Below are 18,257 nucleotides of genomic sequence, written 5' to 3' on the forward strand. Positions count from 1 at the left end.
GGGCGACAAATATAGAAAAAAAGACTAAAAAATCAACGTTTGAGTTTTTTGAGGTTTTCGAGGCGGTTCAGCGCATCGTTTAGCGTTTCATCTTTTTTCGCAAAATGGAGACGCACCAGATGATTTATCGGTTCGCGAAAAAAGCTGGAGCCAGGCACCGCGGCAACGCCCACTTTTTGCGCCATGTCGATGCAGAACTGTTCATCCCCATCATAGCCGAATTCGGAGATGTCAATTAGGACAAAGTAAGCTCCTTGCGGTTCAGTAAAGCGAAGTCCCAGGTTCCGCAAACCGCTTGTAAACAACTGCTTCATGTGCGTGTAGTGCGCCTGAAGGTCCGCGTAGTACGAATCGTCAAAGCGGAGCGCCGTCACGGCGGCTTCCATGAGCGGGGCGGCGGCGCCGACCGTCAAAAAGTCGTGGACTTTCTTGACGCGGTCCATGACAGGTTCCGCGGCAAGCACGTATCCGAGACGCCAGCCGGTAATCGAATAAGTCTTGCTCAGGCTGCTGCACTCGATGGTGCGTTCGAACATCCCCGGGAGCGTCGAGATATACGTGTGACGGTGAGGCGCGTAGATGATATGCTCGTACACTTCGTCCGTAATCACGTACAGGTCGTACTTCACCGCCAGGGAGGCAATCACCGAGAGTTCCTCGCGGGTAAAGACCTTCCCGCTCGGATTCGCGGGGTTGCACAGCACGAGAGCCTTCACGCCCGGCTGCTTCATGGCGCTTTCCAAAACGTCGGCATCGAAGCTCAAGTCCACCGGGGATAGCGGCACGTAAACCGGAGTCGCACCGCAGAGGATCGTGTCGGCGGAGTAGTTCTCGTAGAACGGCGAGAACAGCACGACCTTGTCGCCAGGGTTGCAGACGGACATCATGGAGGCCATCATCGCCTCGGTACTGCCGCAGGTGATGACGATTTCTTTTTGCGGGTCGTAGCGCAATCCGCTAAAATGGAACTGCTTGTCGCTCAGCGCCTCGCGGAAATTCTGCGCACCGAACGTAATCGCATACTGGTGCGGACCCACGGGGGCGATTTCTGCCAGCCGCCTCGTCAGCGACTCCGGAGGGTCGAAATCCGGGAATCCCTGCGAAAGGTTTATCGCCCCGCAGGCGTTCGCTATGCGGGTCATTCTGCGGATAACGGAATCGGTAAAGGTCTCTGTGCGCTGGCTTAGGGGTTTCATGGCAGGCAAATTTAGCATTTATACCGGCAACTCTATCGTCTTTCGTCTAATTAGCATTTATACCGGCAACCCTATCGTCTTTCGTCTATCGTCTTTCGTCTAATATTCTATATTTGCGCTCACTATGTTTTCACAGCTGACCGACTCTCTAGAATCTACCCTCAAGAACCTGCGCGGACAGGGCAAGCTCACCGAAGAAAACGTCGCCGAATCGCTGCGCGAAGTGCGCCGCGCCTTCCTCGAAGCCGACGTGAACTTCAACGTGACCCGCGACTTCGTGAAGGCCGTCAAGGAAAAGGCCCTCGGGAGCGAAGTCCTGAACTCGGTGACCCCCGGTCAGCAGATCGTGAAAATCATCCACGACGAGCTCGTCGCCGTGATGGGTGGAGAAACCAAGGAAATCAACCTCTCCGGCCCCGCTCCGGTCGGCATCATGATGGCGGGCCTCCAGGGTTCCGGCAAGACGACCTTCGCGGGCAAGATTGCCCTCTGGATGCGCAGCAAGAAGAAGAGGAAGCCTCTCCTCGTGGCGGCGGACGTGTACCGCCCTGCAGCCATCAAGCAGTTGCAGGTGCTCGGCAAGTCTATCGGCATCCCGGTCTACGACGAAGGCCAGGGCGACCCGGTGGAAATCATCAAGCACGGCTACCAGTATGCGAAAGACAACGGTTTCGACCTCGTAATTTACGATACCGCGGGCCGTCTGCAGATCGACGAAGAACTGATGCAGGAACTCGAGAAGGCGAAGGAAGCCGTCCACCCCGACGAAATCCTGTTCGTGGCCGACGCGATGATCGGCCAGGAAGCGGTGAACGTCGCCGAGACCTTCTGGCAGCGACTCAGCTTCACGGGCGTCTGCCTCTCCAAGATGGACGGCGATACCCGCGGCGGTGCGGCACTCAGCATCAAGAAGATGACGGGCGTGCCTATATGCTTTATCGGCGTGGGCGAAAAGCTCCCCGACATCGACCTGTTCCACCCCGACCGCATGGCAAGCCGTATTCTCGGCATGGGCGACGTGGTCTCCCTCGTGGAAAAGGCGCAGCAGGTTATCGACGAGAAGGACGCGAAGGACCTCAAGAAAAAGATTCTCAACAACACGTTCGACCTGAACGACTTCTTGAACCAGCTCCGCACCATCAAGAAACTCGGCCGCATCAAGGACATCTTGAGCCTGATTCCGGGACTCAACAAGCTTCCGCTCGACCAGATTGACGAGAAGCAGCTCGTTTACGTGGAAGCGGTGCTCAGCTCCATGACGCCCAAGGAAAGGAAAAAGCCCGAAATCCTGGACGGCAGCCGCAAGGCCCGCATCGCCAAGGGTTCCGGCACCGAAATCGGACGCGTGAACGCCGTGCTCAAGCAGTACGAGGGCATGAAGGAAATGTTCAAGAAGGTCGGCGCGTTCGCCAAGAAACAGAACAACGGCGGGACCATCGGCAGCAACTACACACCGCCCAAGCAGAAGAAAAAGAAGAAGAAGTAGGCATTTTTACGAGGGCGGGACGACTATGGTTTTCCCGCCCGTATCATATAGCGCCCCTTTTGTTTCATTCACAGAAAATAATTTTCCATACATCACACTTTTCTGTATTTTCAGCATAAAAACACGATTTTTGTATCATTCCTTATTGACTTTTGAAAATTTTGAAGTTATATTAAAAGCGTAAGGAAACACGATATGAAGCCGATTACCGATTACCAGGATTACCGACGCTACATGCGCGACTTCTACGAGGAGAAGAAGAAGTCAGGATTCACCTGGCGTGAATTCTCGAAGGTCGCCGGGTTCGCGTCGCCGTCGTACCTCAAGCTGGTGAGCGAAGGCAAGAGCTCCCTCAGCCGCGTGGGGCTGCCGCGCGTAGCCAACGCGATGGGGCTTACGGGTTACGAGCTCACCTACTTCGAGAAGATGGTCGAATTCGGGAACGCGAAGAACGACACGAAGAAGAAGGCCGCGTTCGCGGAACTCACCCGCATCGCCAAGGAGCAGAAGGCCCGCGTCATCGATTCCGACACGTTCGCCTACTACGATTCCGCCATCAACTCCATCGTGCGCGAGCTCGCTCCCCTGATGCCGGGTGCGCTCCCGAACGAGATAGCGAAGCGCATCAAGCACATCTACACCGCGCAGCAGGTGCGCGATTCGCTTGCGATGCTCACCCGCGCAAAGTTCCTCGAGGAGACCGGCGAGAACGTTTACCGCCAGACGCACAAGGCCATCACCGGCTCAACCGAGGCCATCCCGCTTGCGCTGCGCAGCATGAACCGTGAAATGACCGACCTTGCGAAAGAGGCCATCGACACGGTCGACGTGCGCGAGAGGAACATCTCGGGCGTCACCATGGGCGTAGACGCCTGGACGCTCGCGAGGATCAACGACGAAGTGAACAAGTGCCGCCGCCGCATCATCGCGCTCGCGAACAGCAGCCGGAAAATCGACCGCGTGTACCGTCTGAACTTGCAACTCTTCCCGCTTACGGACAATGTATAGGAGAATCGGCCATGATGAAACTCAAGATTGTAAGCACTTTCGCCATGCTGGCCCTGTTCGTAGCGCTTGCCGCCTGCGGCAAAGACAACACCGCCGGCACCGACGAGCAGGCGAACTCCGTAACCGCCCTCGACAGCGCGCTTGCCGAATGGCTTGTAACCGATACGCTTGTCGCCCCCGAACCGCAATACCCGCCGGTTCACTCGTCATACGACCTCATCATTACGGATCCAGACAACCCGAACCGCAACCCGGGCGTAAAGGTGAAGAACGGGACGCTGTACAAAAATGTCGACACCGATTTCGAATCGCTCGCCTGCGGAACCGATTCTAACTGGTTCGCCTATTCCGTCAATGCAGGCGACACGCTGATACGGAAGTACCTCACCCTGCCGGATTCCCTGAGCGCGGATGATTTCGAAACGGACTGCATCGCCGAAGGAGGCTCGTTCAATACGGACACCACAAGCGAAGCCGCCGGCCAGCACCTCCACACCTGCGACCTGGAAACCGCCGGACACCTGTCCCAAGCTAGGCAGTACGTGGACCCGAACTGGAAAAAGTACGTAGAACTTATCGTCGGCATCTGCCGCGATTAAAACCATAAACCGTTAGGAGGAAACCTATGAACAACAACATCAAGACAATCGCCTGCGGGCTCGCCGCGCTCGCGCTGTACGCCTGTTCAAGCGACAACGCGTCCGCCCCGGAACAGGCCATTTCGCAAGCATCCAACAATATCGTGGAGCAACAGCACATACGCATCGATCCGACGGACGAAACGGATTCCATCCCCGAAAGCTGGCTGGAAGGCTACACGCTCAGCCAAATGATCATGGTCGACCACTGGTGTGTCGAAAGCCCAGAACATCCGGATAATCCCATGTGGTGCTTCCCGCCAAGGGTCCAATTAGAAAGCGGGACAGTAACCAATATGTATTGGGGAACAAGTGACTACATCCGCTGCGAACTGGCTGAAGATACCCTTACTTATCGCGAGCACCTCTCCATGGACGATAGTACCGTATCGAAAACGTTGAGCCGCAACGCGGCCAAATACGTCACCGGTATCGAGGAAGCATTCCGGGATTCCTGCGAAGCCGAGGGAGGGACATTCATCGATACTAACGAAGACGCCCTTGAATGCGAGGTCAAGACGAAGCCCCTGGAATGTGAAGGCTGTCCGAAAGACATAGCCCGCACCTACAGCGACCCGTACTGGAGACCTTTCGCCGAGATGGTTATCTCCCCCTGCAGGATAAGACCGCAGATTGAGCCCATCGAGTAAAAACGCCTTTTTTAGGCAGAATTCGCCAATTTTTATGGTTAAGCGGGTGTAAAAACCCGCTTTTTCACGTTAGTTTGTACGCAAAAGACGGAAAAATTTTACATTCCGTCCTTTACACACAAGATGTGAATTGTTATATTTGGCAAAAAATTAAACATCCACCCCCGAATCCCGGGGAAAACCCAAAGAGGTTAAAATGGCAACCGTTATCCGTCTCGCCCGCTTCGGCAAGCGTCACAACCCCATCTACCGCGCAGTGGTCATCGACTCCCGCAAGGCCCGCGACGATAGCTTTATCGAACAGGTTGGTTTCTACAACCCGAACACCAAGACCCCGGACATCAAGTTCGACCAGGAAAAGGTTCTCAAGTGGCTCCAGACCGGCGCCCAGCCGTCCGACACCGTCCGTAGCCTCCTGAAGAAGGTCGGCATCATGGACCTCTTCCACGAAATCCGCGCCGGCCGTTCCATCGAAGGCAAGGTCGCCACTCCGCGTCCGGAAAAGGCCAAGAAGGCCAAGCTCGGTCCGAAGGCTCTCGCCAAGATCGAAGCTGAAAAGGCTGCCAAGGAAGCTGCCGCTGCTGAAGCTGCCGCTGCCGCCGAAGCTCCGGCCGAAGCCGCTGCCGAAGCCCCGGCCGAAGCATAATCATATAGCTTTAAAAAGGTCCTGTGCCCGCGCACGGGACTTTTTTTGTCCCGATCTTAAGCGACCAGCCAAGAGCCTATATGAACGTGATGGATCCTCGGCCTTTGGCCAAGGATGACATTCCACACCCCACATGCCGCATTCCACACTCCACATGCCTGAATCCGAAGAGTACATCACTGTCTGCCAGCTCATGCGTACGCATGGCGTGAAAGGGTACATCAAGGCGATGCCCCTGACCCACGACCTCACGCGTCACGAGAGCCTCAAGGCAGTCCGTCTCAAGAAGACGAACGGCGAAGTGCTGGAACTGGAACTGGAAGATTCCAAGCTTGCGAACACGATCTGGCTCCTGAAATTCAAGGGCTACGATTCCCCCGAATCCATTGCACATTTCGTCAACGGCGACCTGATGATTCCCAAGTCCGAAAGGCTACCGCTCCCCGAGGGGCAGTACTACCTCGACGACCTGGAAGGTTTCCGTGTTCATACCGAAGACGGTCGTGACATCGGAGAAGTCGTCTCCGTAGAGGAACTCCCGACGGTGGACGCCTTCGACATCAAGTTCGACCCGCAATACCAGACCGAATTCAGCAACAAGCGCATCCTCGCCCCGTGGATAGACGACTGCGTCCTCGAAATCAACGACGAGGGCCGCTTCATCGTCTGCGATGCCGGCTACCTGCGGGCGCTCTGCCCCGAGGACCACAGCTCCGAGGCGGATTCGGCCAACGACGGGGGTGCATAGTGAGAATCGACTGCATCACCATCTTCCCCGAGATGTTCGCCCCGATGAAAAGTTCCATCATGGGCCGGGCCCAGACCAAGGGCCTGCTGGACTTCAATACGGTCTACCTGCGCGACTTCGCCATCAACGACTACGGCCAGGTGGACGATGTCCCCTACGGGGGCGAACCGGGCATGGTGCTCCGGCCGGAACCGCTGGCGAAAGCCATCCGTAGTACCGGGGTCAAGCAGGACGGAGGCAAGGTCATCTACCTGACCGCCGACGGGGTCCCCTTCACGCACAAGATTGCCGAGGAACTTTCCAAGGAAAGCCACCTGGTGCTCGTGTGCGGGCACTACAAGGGAATCGACGACCGCATCCGCCAGACCGAGGTCGACATGGAGATTTCCATAGGCGATTTCGTGGTCAGCGGCGGCGAACTGCCCGCCATGATCGTTGCCGACGCAGTGGTCCGCCTGCTGGACGGCGCCCTCGGGCACCGGGAAAGCGGCGATACGGACTCCTTTGCGCAGGGCGTACTGGGATGGCCGGTCTACACCCGTCCGGAGGAATTCGAGGGCAAAAAGGTCCCCGAAGTCCTGCTTTCGGGCCATCACAGGAACATTTCCGAGTGGCGGAGGCAGGAATCCCTAAAAAGAACGCAAGAAAGACGTCCGGACATCTTTGAAAAACTTGAATTAAATACTAAATTTGGCGACAAATAATAAGAGGTACACATTATGTCCCTGAACATCGAAGCAATCCATAACGAAAACGTGAAGACCGACATGCCGGAATTCCGCGCCGGTGACACCGTTACCGTTAATGTCAAGGTCATTGAAGGCACCAAGGAACGTATCCAGCCGTTCAAGGGTGTTGTCATCCAGCAGAAGAACACCGGTATTTCCAAGACCGTCACCGTCCGCAAGATGTCCGGCGCCGTTGCCGTCGAACGCATTTTCCCGGTGAACTCCCCGCGCATCGACTCCATTGTCATCGATCGTAACGGCAAGGTCCGCCAGTCTCGCATCTACTACATGCGCAAGCTCCGTGGCAAGGCCGCCCGTATCGACGAGCGCGAAGCCTAATTAAAGGCCTGGAGGGGTTATTTCCCGATGATCACGGGGGATTCCCAGCAACAAGTTATCCCGCCTACGCGGTCTCACGTGAAGGCGGGTTTTGTTGTATACTCTCCGGACTCCGGAAAGCGCAACATCATCATTCTCGAAGAAGGCGAACTGGCCGCCGTCGACCGCAGTAACGGAATCCGCTCCACCGTTTTCAAGATGCAGCCGGGAGACCTGATCGGCGTAGCAGCCCTCCTGGAACACGAAAGCTTCAAGTACCCCATCGAAGCGACCCGCGATTCCACGATCAGCATCGTCACCGAAGAATGCATGGAATCGGAGCTCAAGACCCTCCCTGTCTGGATGCTCGCCGTCATCAAGAACCTTTCTTCCAAGACGCGCAAGCTCAAGGAAGCCCTGTTCAAGACCCGTTGCGAGAACACCCTCAAGAGCCTCGCCGAATACTGCAGCCACCTCGAAGCCAAGAAGGACTACCCCCTCGACGAATTCATCCAGGAATTCCACTGGCTGACCAAGATTTCGAAGGCGACCATCCAGGAAGACATCAAGACGCTCGTGCGCCGCAAGTTCCTGATACAAAAGGGAGAGAAGTCTTCGTCCATCCGCATCGCCTCCCCTATACTGCTACAGATTTTCGTAGACTACCAGATTGCCACGGAAAAGGGCGAAACCTGGGCGCCGTTCATGCTGACGCTCGACCAGAAACGCGTACTGGTGAAGCTTTCTTCTATCGACCAGTCGCAGAAAATGGACGCCCCGGCATGGATAGCCTTCTTCACGGAACAGAAAATCAACATCAATGTCGCCGAGTGGATCCGCTTGCAGAAGTTCGGCTGGTTCCAGCCCGACAGCGGGAACACGTTCTCGCCCTGTACAGATAACATAAAGTACTACCTGGCGGCGCTGCATTTCGAGACGAATATCCGGGGGGTGCTGTAATGCAGATTGCCGTCGGAGAATACCTCTGCCTGGAAGGCGACAAGGCGAATTCGCTCTACATCGTCAAGTCGGGGATGCTGGTCGGCTTTTCCAAGGCAACCGAAGGTGCGCCCCTGCAGAACTTTGGACCGGGCAGCATCATCGGCGAGTTCAGCCTGCTCGAAAGCGCGGCTCACGAGCTGACGCTCCGCGCGGCAGAAGATACCGTCATCGAGGTCATCGAACAGGGCAAGTTGCAATCCACACTCGACAAGCACCCGAACTGGCTCAGGTCTATCCTTACCTTCTTGACCAGCCGTTGCCATATCGCCGAGGAGAACAAGAAAAAGAGCGACATGATACAGGCGCTTCCTTCGCTGTTGTATATTCTTTCTTCACACATCCAGGAAACGGGTTCGGATTCCATGCCCCTGGAACTCCTGCAAAAGAAGGTCATCGCGTTGAACAATTCGCCCGCCGAAGAAACAGACCGGCTCCTCGCATCGCTGCAAAACCTCGGCCTTCTGAAGGTCTCCGGGGAACAGGACAAGGTTGTCCGGGCCGAAAGCCTGCAGACAATTCCGCTTCTCTACGAGACGCTGCGCTACAGAGCCTTGAACCAGAAGGTCTCGCCGAATATCCTTTCGATGACCGAACAGATGGTCCTTTCCACGTTCGTAAAAATCGCACGCGACAGCAACGTGCCCCAGCACAACGGCCTCTGCACCATTACCACGGAGCAGCTCAAGGCCGAGGCGAAAAAATCCATGCACGGGCTTACGCTCACCTCCAGGACAATCGCCCCGCTCGTAGAAAAGAATCTCCTGGAACCTTCCAACGCCTTCGACATCCATGCCCCGCTGGAACAGGTCAGCTTTTTCTTCGCCGATTTCGAGAAGATTCTGGATCTGTTGGAACTCAACCGCATTTTCCCGTTGCTAGACAAGAACCTTGTTTAGCAACGCGCCGAGCCCATACCCCACATCATCAGTCATCCCACATTCTTTTCTATATTTTTCCCTGTAACAAAAATTCACCTTAAAACAAGGCCTATTATGAAACTCACTGCCCTTATCGTGACTCTTTCCTCCATCGCCGCTTTTGCCGAAGAAGCTGCCCCCGAACAGCCGAGCGCACTCGCCAGCTTCCTCCCGCTGATTCTCCTATTTGGCGTGATGTGGCTTTTCTTTATCCGCCCGAAGAGCAAGGAAATGAAGCAGATGGAAGAAATGCGCAAGGCGCTCAAGAAGGGTGACAAGGTCATGACCTCTGCCGGCATTATCGGGACCATCACCAACATGGAAGAAGGTTCCAACATCATTACCGTCCGTACCGGTTCGACCACTCTCATCGACTTCGAAAAGCAGGCTATCCTCCGCGTGCTGAATGCCGAAGCCAAGCCTGAAGAAAAGAAGTAGTTGGAACAAAGGTAAACCATGGCAATCCTCCCTATCCGCATTTACGGAGACCCAGTTCTTCGCAAGAAGAGCGAGCCTATCACCGAAATTACGCCCGAACTCCGCCAGTTGGCGAAAGATATGCTGGAAACCATGTACGATGCTCCGGGATGCGGGCTTGCCGCGCCGCAAATCGGCAGGAACATCCGCCTAGTCGTCATCGACACGGCAATTCCCGGCGAAGAAGATCCGCGTCCCTACATCATGTTCAATCCGGAGTGGGAACCCGAACAGGGGGCCAAGCCTGTCGACTACGACGAAGGCTGTCTTTCCCTGCCGGAAATCTTCTGCAATGTCGTCCGTCCAGACAAGGTTTGCGTCCGATTCTTCGACATCAACGGGGAACCGCAAGAAATCCATGACTGCGAAGGCCTTTTTGCCCGCTGCATCCAACACGAAACGGACCACCTGAACGGAGACCTTTTCGTGGACAAGATTTCGCAAGCGGACCGCACGCTAAACCAGTCCAAGCTCCGCAAGATGGCCAAGGAAACGCAGTCCAAGCTGAAGAAGCGGTAATGAACAAACTCATCTGGCTTTGTGCACTTGCCATTTCGGCCACTTTCGCTGCCGACGACGGCTTTGACCTGCCCGACCTTCCGGAAAAGCAGGCGCTGCCCGAGCAAGAAGAACAGGCCGAACCGGCAGAACAGCCGATCAATTTCGCCCCGATAGAAGCCAGTTCCGTTTCTGACAAGCCGCAAGCAGACAATACCGATGCAGGAATTGTCGAAAAGAAAATTCCTTCGACATTGAACCGCCCCCTACGCGTAGGAATCATTACCGGCGCAAAGGAAGTCTTTGTCAAAAGCGACAAGGAAGAATTCCATATCACGGCGGCTGGCGACAAGCTGAAAGTTTCCAAGGGAAAATCAAAAGCCGAAACCGTGGCACAGAAAAGCTTCAAGCAAATCGGGCGTTGCACGTCCGTCGCACCGGACAAGAAATCGCTGGCCTACAGCTGTTTTCCGGGAGACATAAGACTCACGGCCAGGGGCGGGAGCATCACCGCCGTCAACACCGTCGACGTGGAACAGTACCTGCGCGGCGTCATCCCATACGAAATCGGCAAGCTGGACAGCGACCGCTTCAGCGCATTGGAAGCACAAGCCATCGCGGCACGCACTTACGCCTACAAGCATTACAACAGCCGCGACGCCATGGGCTTCGACGTATTCGCCGACACCAAGGACCAGGTGTACAAGGGCCTTTCCAGCGCAACTCCGCTTACCGACAAAGCCGTCAAGGAAACGGCCGGGATCGTCATGACGTATAACGGGGAATTCATCATCGCCTACTACCATTCCACCTGCGGAGGCGAAACGGAAACCCTGGCGACATGGGGCCGCGAAGACCTTCCCTATCTACAGAGCAAGCCCGACCTGAGTCCCGACGGAACGCCATGGTGCAGCGAATCGAGCTATTCCGCATGGGAACGCAAGTTCAGCGACAAGGAAACCGTAAACCTGATCAAGCAAAACGCGAAGGAAGTCAAATCCAAGATAACGAACTTCAGCGAAGTGCAGTCCATATCCATCCTCGACACGCTCCCCAGCGGACGAATCCTCACGTTGGAAGTCTGTACCGACAAGGGCGTATTCCAGGTCATTGGCGACAAGGTCCGCTGGCTATTCAAGAAAAACGGATCCATACTGCCTTCCAGCTTTTTCCGCATCGGCCATGACAACGATGGATGGGTCATACGCGGCAAGGGATTCGGGCACGGTGTAGGCATGTGCCAGATGGGAGTCCGCGCCAGGGCCGCCGCCGGGCAAGATTTCAAGACAATCCTCACCCACTACTATCCGGGAATCACCCTGGAAAAATTCGTCCGATGATTTCCGTCTTGAACCAGGGCTGTGCCGCGAACTTCGGCGACGGGGAAAAAATCGCGAGAATCCTTTCAAAGAATCACGAGGTGCGATTCAATCTTCCCGAAACAGGCGTTCAATCATACCCCGAGGCCATCTTCCTGAACGTATGTACCGTCAAGGGGAATGCAGGCGCCATCAAGCTTTTGCGTCACGTGCTTGACGAATACCCCGACTCCAAAATCTACATCACGGGATGCGCGCCGAAAGACTTGCGCGAAGAAATCGCGAAGATTACGGACAAGGTAATCTATACGAGTCGCGAAGAAATTGCTGCTGGATTCCGGGTCGAGGCCCGGAATGACGTGGAACGTGAAGGATCCTCGCTGCGCGAGTCCCCTTTCGTAGGAATCGTGAACATCGAAGAAGGCTGCCTGGACGCCTGTTCGTTCTGCAGCACGCACCTAGTCAAAGGCAGGCTCCGCAGTTTTCCGCAAGCGCATATCGTCGAGCAAGTCAGCACCCTGGTCCATGACGGCTGTCAAGAAATCCAGCTGACCGGGCAGGATTGCGCCTGCTACGGATTCGACACGGGAACGAACCTCGCGGAACTCGTCCAGGCCATTCTCGTAAAGGTCCCGGGAAAATACAGAATCAGGCTAGGCATGGGAAACCCGCGCCACATGGCTGCGTACCTGGAACCGTTACTGGACTGCTTTACCGACGACAGGCTCTACCAATTCATCCACCTGCCCGTACAGAGCGGCAGCGACAACGTGCTCCGCGCCATGAACCGCAGGCACTCCGTCGAAGATTACGTCAAACTCGCCAACGCCTTCACGGAACGATTCGACCGCTTTACGCTCAGCACGGACATCATCGTCGGGCACCCCGGCGAAACACAGGACGACTTTGAACAAACGCTGCGCCTGGTCCGGCAAACCCGCCCTACCGTATGCAATATCACCCGCTACGTCGCCCGGCCGGGAACCGTCGCCGCCAGGAACGACTCCATTCCGGACGCCATCAAGCATGAACGTTCCGCAACGCTTTTCGAGACGTTCAAGCAAATCGCCGAAGAAAACAACCGCCGTTGGATAGGTACGCGGGAGACCGTTTTCATCGAGAAGCCGGGCTACCGCGAAGGCACGTCCATCGCCCGCAACAGGGCGTACCGTCCTGTCGCCATCCCGGGGATTCTTGCCGCGGGCCAAGAAGTCCAAGTCCACATTACTGGCGCCGAGCCCTTCGCGCTCATCGCCAAAACGGAATAGCTTTTTTCCGAAATCCCAAAATTTAAAAAGCCCCGCGTGTCGCGAGGCCTTTTTGCAAGATGTTTCTAGCGATTACTTCTTGCCGGCGCGGCGGTAGCCACGGCGGTAGGTTTCTGCCGTACGCATGTAGGGCATGGTCATGATGGTCGGGCTGGCACCGCTACTCATGTAGCAGTATTCATACTGTTCCATCACGATGGCGACCTGGTAGATGTACGGGCCAGTAGCGAGCTGACGGCCGCTCTGGGAGACCGGATACATCTTGATGTTAGCCAACATGGCACCGGTACCGCCGTACAGCGGGTGATCCGCATCGCAACCGGCAACGACCTGACCCTGGCCGAGAGCCTTGGTAAAGTCATCCTTGGTGACGCTCTTGTTGAACTGGCTAACGAAGTTGCCCAGGTGGTCGAACACGCGGATGTTCACGTGGAACGGCTGGGTCGTCGCGAAGGCGAAGCTCGTGCAGCTTTCGCTGCTAGAATTGCCCGAGGCACTGCTGCCATCGTTATAGCAAAGCGTCTGGCTGGTGCCCTGCATCAGGCCGGTAACATTCGACGAAATCACCGGGACACCGTCCACGGAAGTCGGCACTGCGCCACCCGTAGACTTCATCAACTTTTCGGCATTGTCGGCAGCCCAGGTCAGCGGGTTGGAACCGACAACGGCAGGAATGGACGTGAGCACCAGGTCGGCAGTCATGTCTTCCTTGAGGCCGTCACTACCGGCGGCAGAAGTAAGCATATCGGCCTGCTTGGTAAAGTCGGGGCGGGAAATCCCCGGATCGTCCGGAATGATGTCCACCACAGCCACAGCGGTGTACTGGATGTCGGCCCATTCGTCCTTGCCGTCAAAGCCTTCGACAGGCTTGCCGGACTGGGAAGTGACCTTGAACGGCATCTTCTTGGACCAGGCTATCAGCTGTTCCCATTCCGCAGAAGTAAAGCTACCGTCGTTACCGTCATCACGGAGACCGTCATCGTACATGACGTTGAAAGCAATCTTGTCGCCACCGAGCAAGCCTCCAGAAATGGTGTTGCCAGCAGCATCGATCAGCGTACCTTCAAAGTTGTAGAGGATACCGTCGGCACCCTTGTCCGTCGGCCCCTGCAGAGAGTTGACCACGAAACCGTAGACAACCGTAGTCGTCGCACCCGTTGCCGGATCGGTCACTTCGCGGAGCACGAGAATAGAAGGAACACCGGAGGCGGGATCACCGGCCCACTGCATCTGCGTAGCCGTAGCTTCGTCAAGCGGAGTGTTCAAGAAAATGCTGTTCGTAACATGGCCGTCTTCGTCCACCTTCACCACGGCCTCGCCCACGGCGGGCTGGCCATAACGGGACTTGGCAAGTTCAGAAAGCGTCGAGTGGATCTTCATGTTGGAACCGTCAGTCTGGCGGTCTGCATAGAAGAAGTGCAGATGGTGCCAGGAGCCGTTCTTCCAGGTGAGGTCCGGATCGAGATTGCAGTTTTCATTTTCGCCCGTGTAGCCGACCAGCGGATCGCCAGGATGGCAACCATGCGCATATTTTGCAAGGGTATCCATTTCTGCCTTACCCGGAGCGGCCAGGTGGGTACCGCCGAGGTCCACGGCCAGGACACCGTCCACGTAAATCCACATGTCGTCGTCACCGGCGAATTCGAACACTTCTCCGGCACCCTTGTTGTACTTGAACTTGGCATAACCCATCATGGTAAAGCCGTAGTTGCGGAGGTGACGAAGTCCAATTGAAGCATCGGCCCTAGCCGCATTCAAGGCTGCGGTAGGCGTTCTCGGGCCACCGCCGCCAAGCCAGCTCTTGCAGAGGGTGCTCGTATTGGAACCGGCATAGTCTTCCTGGTTCGCAGCCCATTCATAGACATAAGGCGGGCAGAAAATGGAGAGGGACTGGGGGCCGTAGTTACAGGGAGCGCCAAACTGGCACTGGCCACCGTTGAACATGTCGGTCCAGTTATTGTTCGCATCGACAACGTCCAGCGGGAAATAGCCGCCGTTGTTCCAGTTGTAGTCGATTTCAAAAGTATTCTTGGTTCCGGCAACCAGAGGCAGCTGCAAGACAGTATTCATTCGCGCATTGACGCCCTGTCCCTGGAGAGACTGGCCTGTCGTAGGTTCATAATCCGCATACCACTGGTCAAAGTGCTCGTTATCGCAAGCGGCTCTGGCCGTGAGGATAATCGGCTCGTACATCATGTCTTCGCCCAAATCCGGGTTGAACACCAGGTGCTGCTGCACCATGCCCGGAGTCACGTACACGATCTGGGACCAACTGTGCTGGTTACAGATGCTGCCGCCACAGCTCTTGTTTCCGTCAGCCGTATTCGCATTCCAGGTACTGGTCACCGCCTCGCTCGTGCAAAGTTCGTGGGCATAGCCGCGCATCACCTTCAAGCTCTTCGGGTTCTTCTGGGCATCGTATTTACAATCCTTGAATTCTCCGTACCATGTATAACCTCTCTTAGAGGTCATCAACATCAAATAATCCGGCAACGATGAATGGACATTGGTTGCGGTCAACATGCTCTTGGGATAGCCATCGGTACCGATAGGAATACCGTATGACGGAGTCTGGGAGTTTCCGCAACCCCAGGTAGCGTAGTCATTACGGCGAGCTTGCCAAGCAGGGTTGTCCACATAACCGGGATATGTCCAAGTCTGGAAATTATGCTTGTTGTTAATACTGTTAAACGCTTCTTCCTGGAAGTTCTCAAAGTCCGGGTGTGTCACCTGGAAATCGCGGACGATAATATCAAGTTCCGCACACTGCTTAGTGGGGTCCGACGTGCAATTCACAGTACCCGCAAATACAGCAGTTGAGCCAAGAGCCATTCCGGCAGCCAATATCATTTTTAGTTTCATATAATCCAATCTCCGACCTATATATATAATAGGTTACAACCTAAATATAAACCAAAAATCTGAAAACCAAAACTCCTTTTTTCAAAAAAGCCCCCCAAAAGCGGTATTTGCAGTTTTTAGGTGATAAAACGCAATAAAATAGGCCGACCTGGGGGCATAGTCCAACTCTTTTTTGGGTACATTTTACGCATGATGACAACCGTCCTTTTTTCCATTGCCGTACTCGCCCTTCTCCTGCGTATTTTCCACCTTCGCATCAAGGCCAACAACGCCAAGACGGCCTCGTTCCAGAAGCTGCTCCCGAAAGACAAACTGGCCGTTCTCAAGGAATGCCTGCTGAACAATCCGGCCGAATGTAACTTGTTGAATATCAAGGAGTTCTGCGAATCGGAAAACATCGCGTTCGATGCGGAAGGATACCGTCCGTTTATCGGAAGGCAGCTGGAGCTCGCCAAGAGAATGGCGAACTACGTCGAATGCGACAAGCTATACGTGGAAGAATGCGAGTTCATCGACAAGACGCTTCCCCTAGAATTTGCAGAGGCAGAAAAGAAGCGCAGCGAAGGGGACGACAACGCCGCCAACAAGCTTGTCCTGGAAGGGGTGTCCAGGCTCTATTCCGACAAGGCCATCGACAGCGCCCTTGCCGCCCTGGAACCGCACTATCCCAAAGCATCCTCGCTCCGCGAAAAATACGCTGAGCTCGCCAAGGCCTGCGATGCCAGTGGCGCCGACGAGAAATCCCTGGAAATCCTCCGCAAACAAAAAGAAGCCTGGCTCGCAGACCTGCTCGCCTTCGACGCCAGCCAGCCGGAATAAAAGAAGCCCCCGCCGAAGCGGAGGCTATCGTTACACTTGCGGACTGTTGTCATCCAAGAGCGGTCTCCCGTGAGCCGTAGGCGACTCGTATTAACGAGTCGTCGCAGGCGAGAGCGAGTGCCAGCCCTGTACTTGTCATTCGAATTCTAGCACGAGCGGTCTCTTTAGAACCAGCGCCAGGTAATGCCGAAGAGCACCATCGTCTTGTACTGGGCATCTTCGTCGAGGTCGTAGTCGTAGGCCATGTCGTAGCCGACCTGGAGTTCGATAAGCGGGGCGATCATGACGGAGAGCAGGTTTTCCCAAAGTCCATCAATCTTTTCGACGCCTTCGAAGTTGCAGAAAGCCCACAGGCGGGTCTTGAAGGACACGATGTCGGAGAACGCGTACTTGAATTCCGTAATGGATTCAAGACCCGGTTCATCCTTGAACTTCTCGAACTTTTCGGTATCCTTGTCATCGGCGTAGCCGTAGCCATTGGAAATGGTCATGCGGTTAGCAAAGCCGAGGCGCTGGCTGAACATGTCGTTCGGGATGTAGGCAAGACCGGCAACCTGCGTTTCGTAGGCCGGGTCCATGAAGCTGGAAACCGGAATCTTGATTTCTTCGCCGGTCACTTCGTCTTCGACATATTCGTAACCCGCCATCATCTGGGTTTCGAAGCGGTTGCCGACATAGGGCTTGAGTACTTCGGTCATGTTGAAGTCGAGCATGGATTCCCAGAAGAGCCTGTCGGCGGACTTGCGCTTGCCGAAGCCCTCGACCCAGGTCTGGCCGAGGTCGATATCAACCAGGTTACGCCAGTTGGCGACTTTCCACTTGCCCTGCACGTCGGCATCGTATGTCACCAACCAGGTGTAGTTGGAGGTTCCGTCCTTCTGCCAGTTGTGGAAATTGTAGAAGTTATACTTGACGGCGGCAACTACGTCAGCCGTCCAGTTTTCGGGAAGCGCACCCTCGAACATGCCACCTTCCGCCATTGCGGGAGCGGCAAAAGCACAAGCGGCTGTGCAAGCCATGATCACGGATTTGATTTTCATCATTTTTCCTCTCTTTGCGGCCTATGTCCAAACCATAAGCACGGTTGTAAATTATGCCAAATAATATAACAAAAAAAGCTATAATTATGCCTATGCTACGGTTTTCTCCCCTAAAATTCCTATTTGTTTTCCTTTTCTGCTGTGCAGCGACCGTATTCGCAAGCGAAAGCAACGACTCAGGAAAGTCCCCCTGGAGATTCAGCACGGGCGTTTCTGTCGGCAATCCCACCCCCATGGCGCTTGTCGCCGGGATAGGGTACAAATCCATCCTGTTACATGTCGAAGGCCTGGGGGCGCACAATGGTCCGAACGATTTCTGGTGCGGTGCAAGGGGAGGTCTCGACTGGACGTTTTTCTGGAAACACCCTTTTTCCATTGACCTGGGATTCAGCGGCGGCTATGAATATGCGGAAGCCCCCAACAAAATGCACCAGGCCGTAAACGATGCCAACGGGGCCATAATCCTCTACCCGTACAATTATGTCGAAGTGTTGGACATCTCCGCAGAAATCCGTGTTCATTTGTTCGGATTTTTCACCCAGATTGGCTACCCCATTTACCACTTCATGGATCACGATGCCCCGACCATCAACTGGCGCGCCGGGTATATGGTGGAGTTTTGATTAATTGATAATGG

At 55.3% G+C, this 18,257-nt stretch carries 19 protein-coding genes; 16 read left to right on the plus strand and 3 right to left on the minus strand.

The window, feature by feature from the left end; genetic code table 11:
* Positions 1–32: 32 nt before the first annotated feature.
* On the minus strand, positions 33–1,196 hold the full coding sequence (locus B3M32_RS07010) for a pyridoxal phosphate-dependent aminotransferase (RefSeq protein ID WP_290744582.1): 1,164 nt from the start codon (positions 1,194–1,196) through the stop codon (positions 33–35).
* Between the two features lie 124 nt (positions 1,197–1,320).
* On the opposite strand from B3M32_RS07010, the gene ffh reads away from it, so the two are divergent.
* The 14 genes from ffh to B3M32_RS07080 all read left to right on the plus strand — a co-directional run bounded on the left by ffh (position 1,321) and on the right by B3M32_RS07080 (position 12,899).
* The gene (gene ffh / locus B3M32_RS07015) at positions 1,321–2,682 is read left to right on the plus strand and encodes a signal recognition particle protein (protein WP_290744584.1); all 1,362 of its coding nucleotides are present in this window, start codon (positions 1,321–1,323) and stop codon (positions 2,680–2,682) included.
* A gap of 195 nt (positions 2,683–2,877) precedes the next feature.
* Positions 2,878–3,690 carry a TIGR02147 family protein gene (locus tag B3M32_RS07020; RefSeq protein ID WP_290744586.1) on the plus strand — a complete coding sequence of 271 codons (813 nt, stop codon included), beginning with the start codon at positions 2,878–2,880 and terminating at the stop codon, positions 3,688–3,690.
* An 11-nt stretch (positions 3,691–3,701) separates the two neighbouring features.
* Positions 3,702–4,289, plus strand: a complete 588-nt coding sequence (locus tag B3M32_RS07025) for a hypothetical protein (RefSeq protein ID WP_290744588.1) — start codon at positions 3,702–3,704, stop codon at positions 4,287–4,289.
* 26 nt (positions 4,290–4,315) lie between these two features.
* Positions 4,316–4,978, plus strand: coding sequence for a hypothetical protein (locus B3M32_RS07030; RefSeq protein WP_290744590.1), 663 nt, complete (start codon positions 4,316–4,318; stop codon positions 4,976–4,978).
* A 196-nt stretch (positions 4,979–5,174) separates the two neighbouring features.
* Positions 5,175–5,624, plus strand: coding sequence for a 30S ribosomal protein S16 (gene rpsP, locus B3M32_RS07035; RefSeq protein WP_173341579.1), 450 nt, complete (start codon positions 5,175–5,177; stop codon positions 5,622–5,624).
* 133 nt (positions 5,625–5,757) lie between these two features.
* The gene (rimM, locus tag B3M32_RS07040) at positions 5,758–6,372 is read left to right on the plus strand and encodes a ribosome maturation factor RimM (protein WP_290744593.1); all 615 of its coding nucleotides are present in this window, start codon (positions 5,758–5,760) and stop codon (positions 6,370–6,372) included.
* Positions 6,372–7,076, plus strand: a complete 705-nt coding sequence (gene trmD / locus B3M32_RS07045; protein WP_290744595.1) for a tRNA (guanosine(37)-N1)-methyltransferase TrmD — start codon at positions 6,372–6,374, stop codon at positions 7,074–7,076. The genes rimM and trmD overlap by 1 nt, the downstream gene beginning before the upstream one ends.
* 15 nt (positions 7,077–7,091) lie before the next feature.
* Entirely contained in the window at positions 7,092–7,439 is a 348-nt protein-coding gene (gene rplS, locus B3M32_RS07050) for a 50S ribosomal protein L19 (protein WP_290744597.1), read from the plus strand.
* A gap of 27 nt (positions 7,440–7,466) precedes the next feature.
* On the plus strand, positions 7,467–8,378 hold the full coding sequence (locus B3M32_RS07055; protein ID WP_290744599.1) for a cyclic nucleotide-binding domain-containing protein: 912 nt from the start codon (positions 7,467–7,469) through the stop codon (positions 8,376–8,378).
* A complete protein-coding gene (locus B3M32_RS07060; protein WP_290744601.1) occupies positions 8,378–9,316 on the plus strand; it encodes a Crp/Fnr family transcriptional regulator in 939 nt (312 codons plus the stop codon). The genes B3M32_RS07055 and B3M32_RS07060 overlap by 1 nt, the downstream gene beginning before the upstream one ends.
* 96 nt (positions 9,317–9,412) lie before the next feature.
* Positions 9,413–9,775, plus strand: a complete 363-nt coding sequence (gene yajC / locus B3M32_RS07065; protein WP_290744603.1) for a preprotein translocase subunit YajC — start codon at positions 9,413–9,415, stop codon at positions 9,773–9,775.
* An 18-nt stretch (positions 9,776–9,793) separates the two neighbouring features.
* Positions 9,794–10,333, plus strand: a complete 540-nt coding sequence (def, locus tag B3M32_RS07070) for a peptide deformylase (RefSeq protein ID WP_290744606.1) — start codon at positions 9,794–9,796, stop codon at positions 10,331–10,333.
* On the plus strand, positions 10,333–11,652 hold the full coding sequence (locus B3M32_RS07075) for a SpoIID/LytB domain-containing protein (protein ID WP_290744608.1): 1,320 nt from the start codon (positions 10,333–10,335) through the stop codon (positions 11,650–11,652). Before def ends, B3M32_RS07075 begins: the two co-directional genes overlap by 1 nt.
* Complete coding sequence (locus B3M32_RS07080; RefSeq protein ID WP_290744610.1) at positions 11,649–12,899, plus strand: tRNA (N(6)-L-threonylcarbamoyladenosine(37)-C(2))-methylthiotransferase; 1,251 nt, start codon at positions 11,649–11,651, stop codon at positions 12,897–12,899. Before B3M32_RS07075 ends, B3M32_RS07080 begins: the two co-directional genes overlap by 4 nt.
* A 72-nt stretch (positions 12,900–12,971) precedes the next feature.
* Here B3M32_RS07080 and B3M32_RS07085 read toward each other — a convergent pair whose 3' ends face one another.
* A complete protein-coding gene (locus tag B3M32_RS07085; protein ID WP_290744612.1) occupies positions 12,972–15,761 on the minus strand; it encodes a fibro-slime domain-containing protein in 2,790 nt (929 codons plus the stop codon).
* Positions 15,762–15,950: 189 nt separating this feature from the next.
* On the opposite strand from B3M32_RS07085, the gene B3M32_RS07090 reads away from it, so the two are divergent.
* On the plus strand, positions 15,951–16,580 hold the full coding sequence (locus B3M32_RS07090; protein WP_290744614.1) for a hypothetical protein: 630 nt from the start codon (positions 15,951–15,953) through the stop codon (positions 16,578–16,580).
* 164 nt (positions 16,581–16,744) lie between these two features.
* Here the strand turns inward: B3M32_RS07090 and B3M32_RS07095 are convergent, their stop codons facing one another.
* The gene (locus tag B3M32_RS07095; RefSeq protein WP_290744616.1) at positions 16,745–17,623 is read right to left on the minus strand and encodes a DUF3078 domain-containing protein; all 879 of its coding nucleotides are present in this window, start codon (positions 17,621–17,623) and stop codon (positions 16,745–16,747) included.
* An 89-nt stretch (positions 17,624–17,712) separates the two neighbouring features.
* Here B3M32_RS07095 and B3M32_RS07100 point away from each other — a divergent pair, with 89 nt between their 5' ends.
* The gene (locus B3M32_RS07100) at positions 17,713–18,243 is read left to right on the plus strand and encodes a hypothetical protein (protein WP_290744618.1); all 531 of its coding nucleotides are present in this window, start codon (positions 17,713–17,715) and stop codon (positions 18,241–18,243) included.
* Positions 18,244–18,257: the final 14 nt, after the last annotated feature.

It is taken from the genome of Fibrobacter sp. UBA4309, assembly GCF_002395745.1.
Lineage (GTDB): Bacteria > Fibrobacterota > Fibrobacteria > Fibrobacterales > Fibrobacteraceae > Fibrobacter.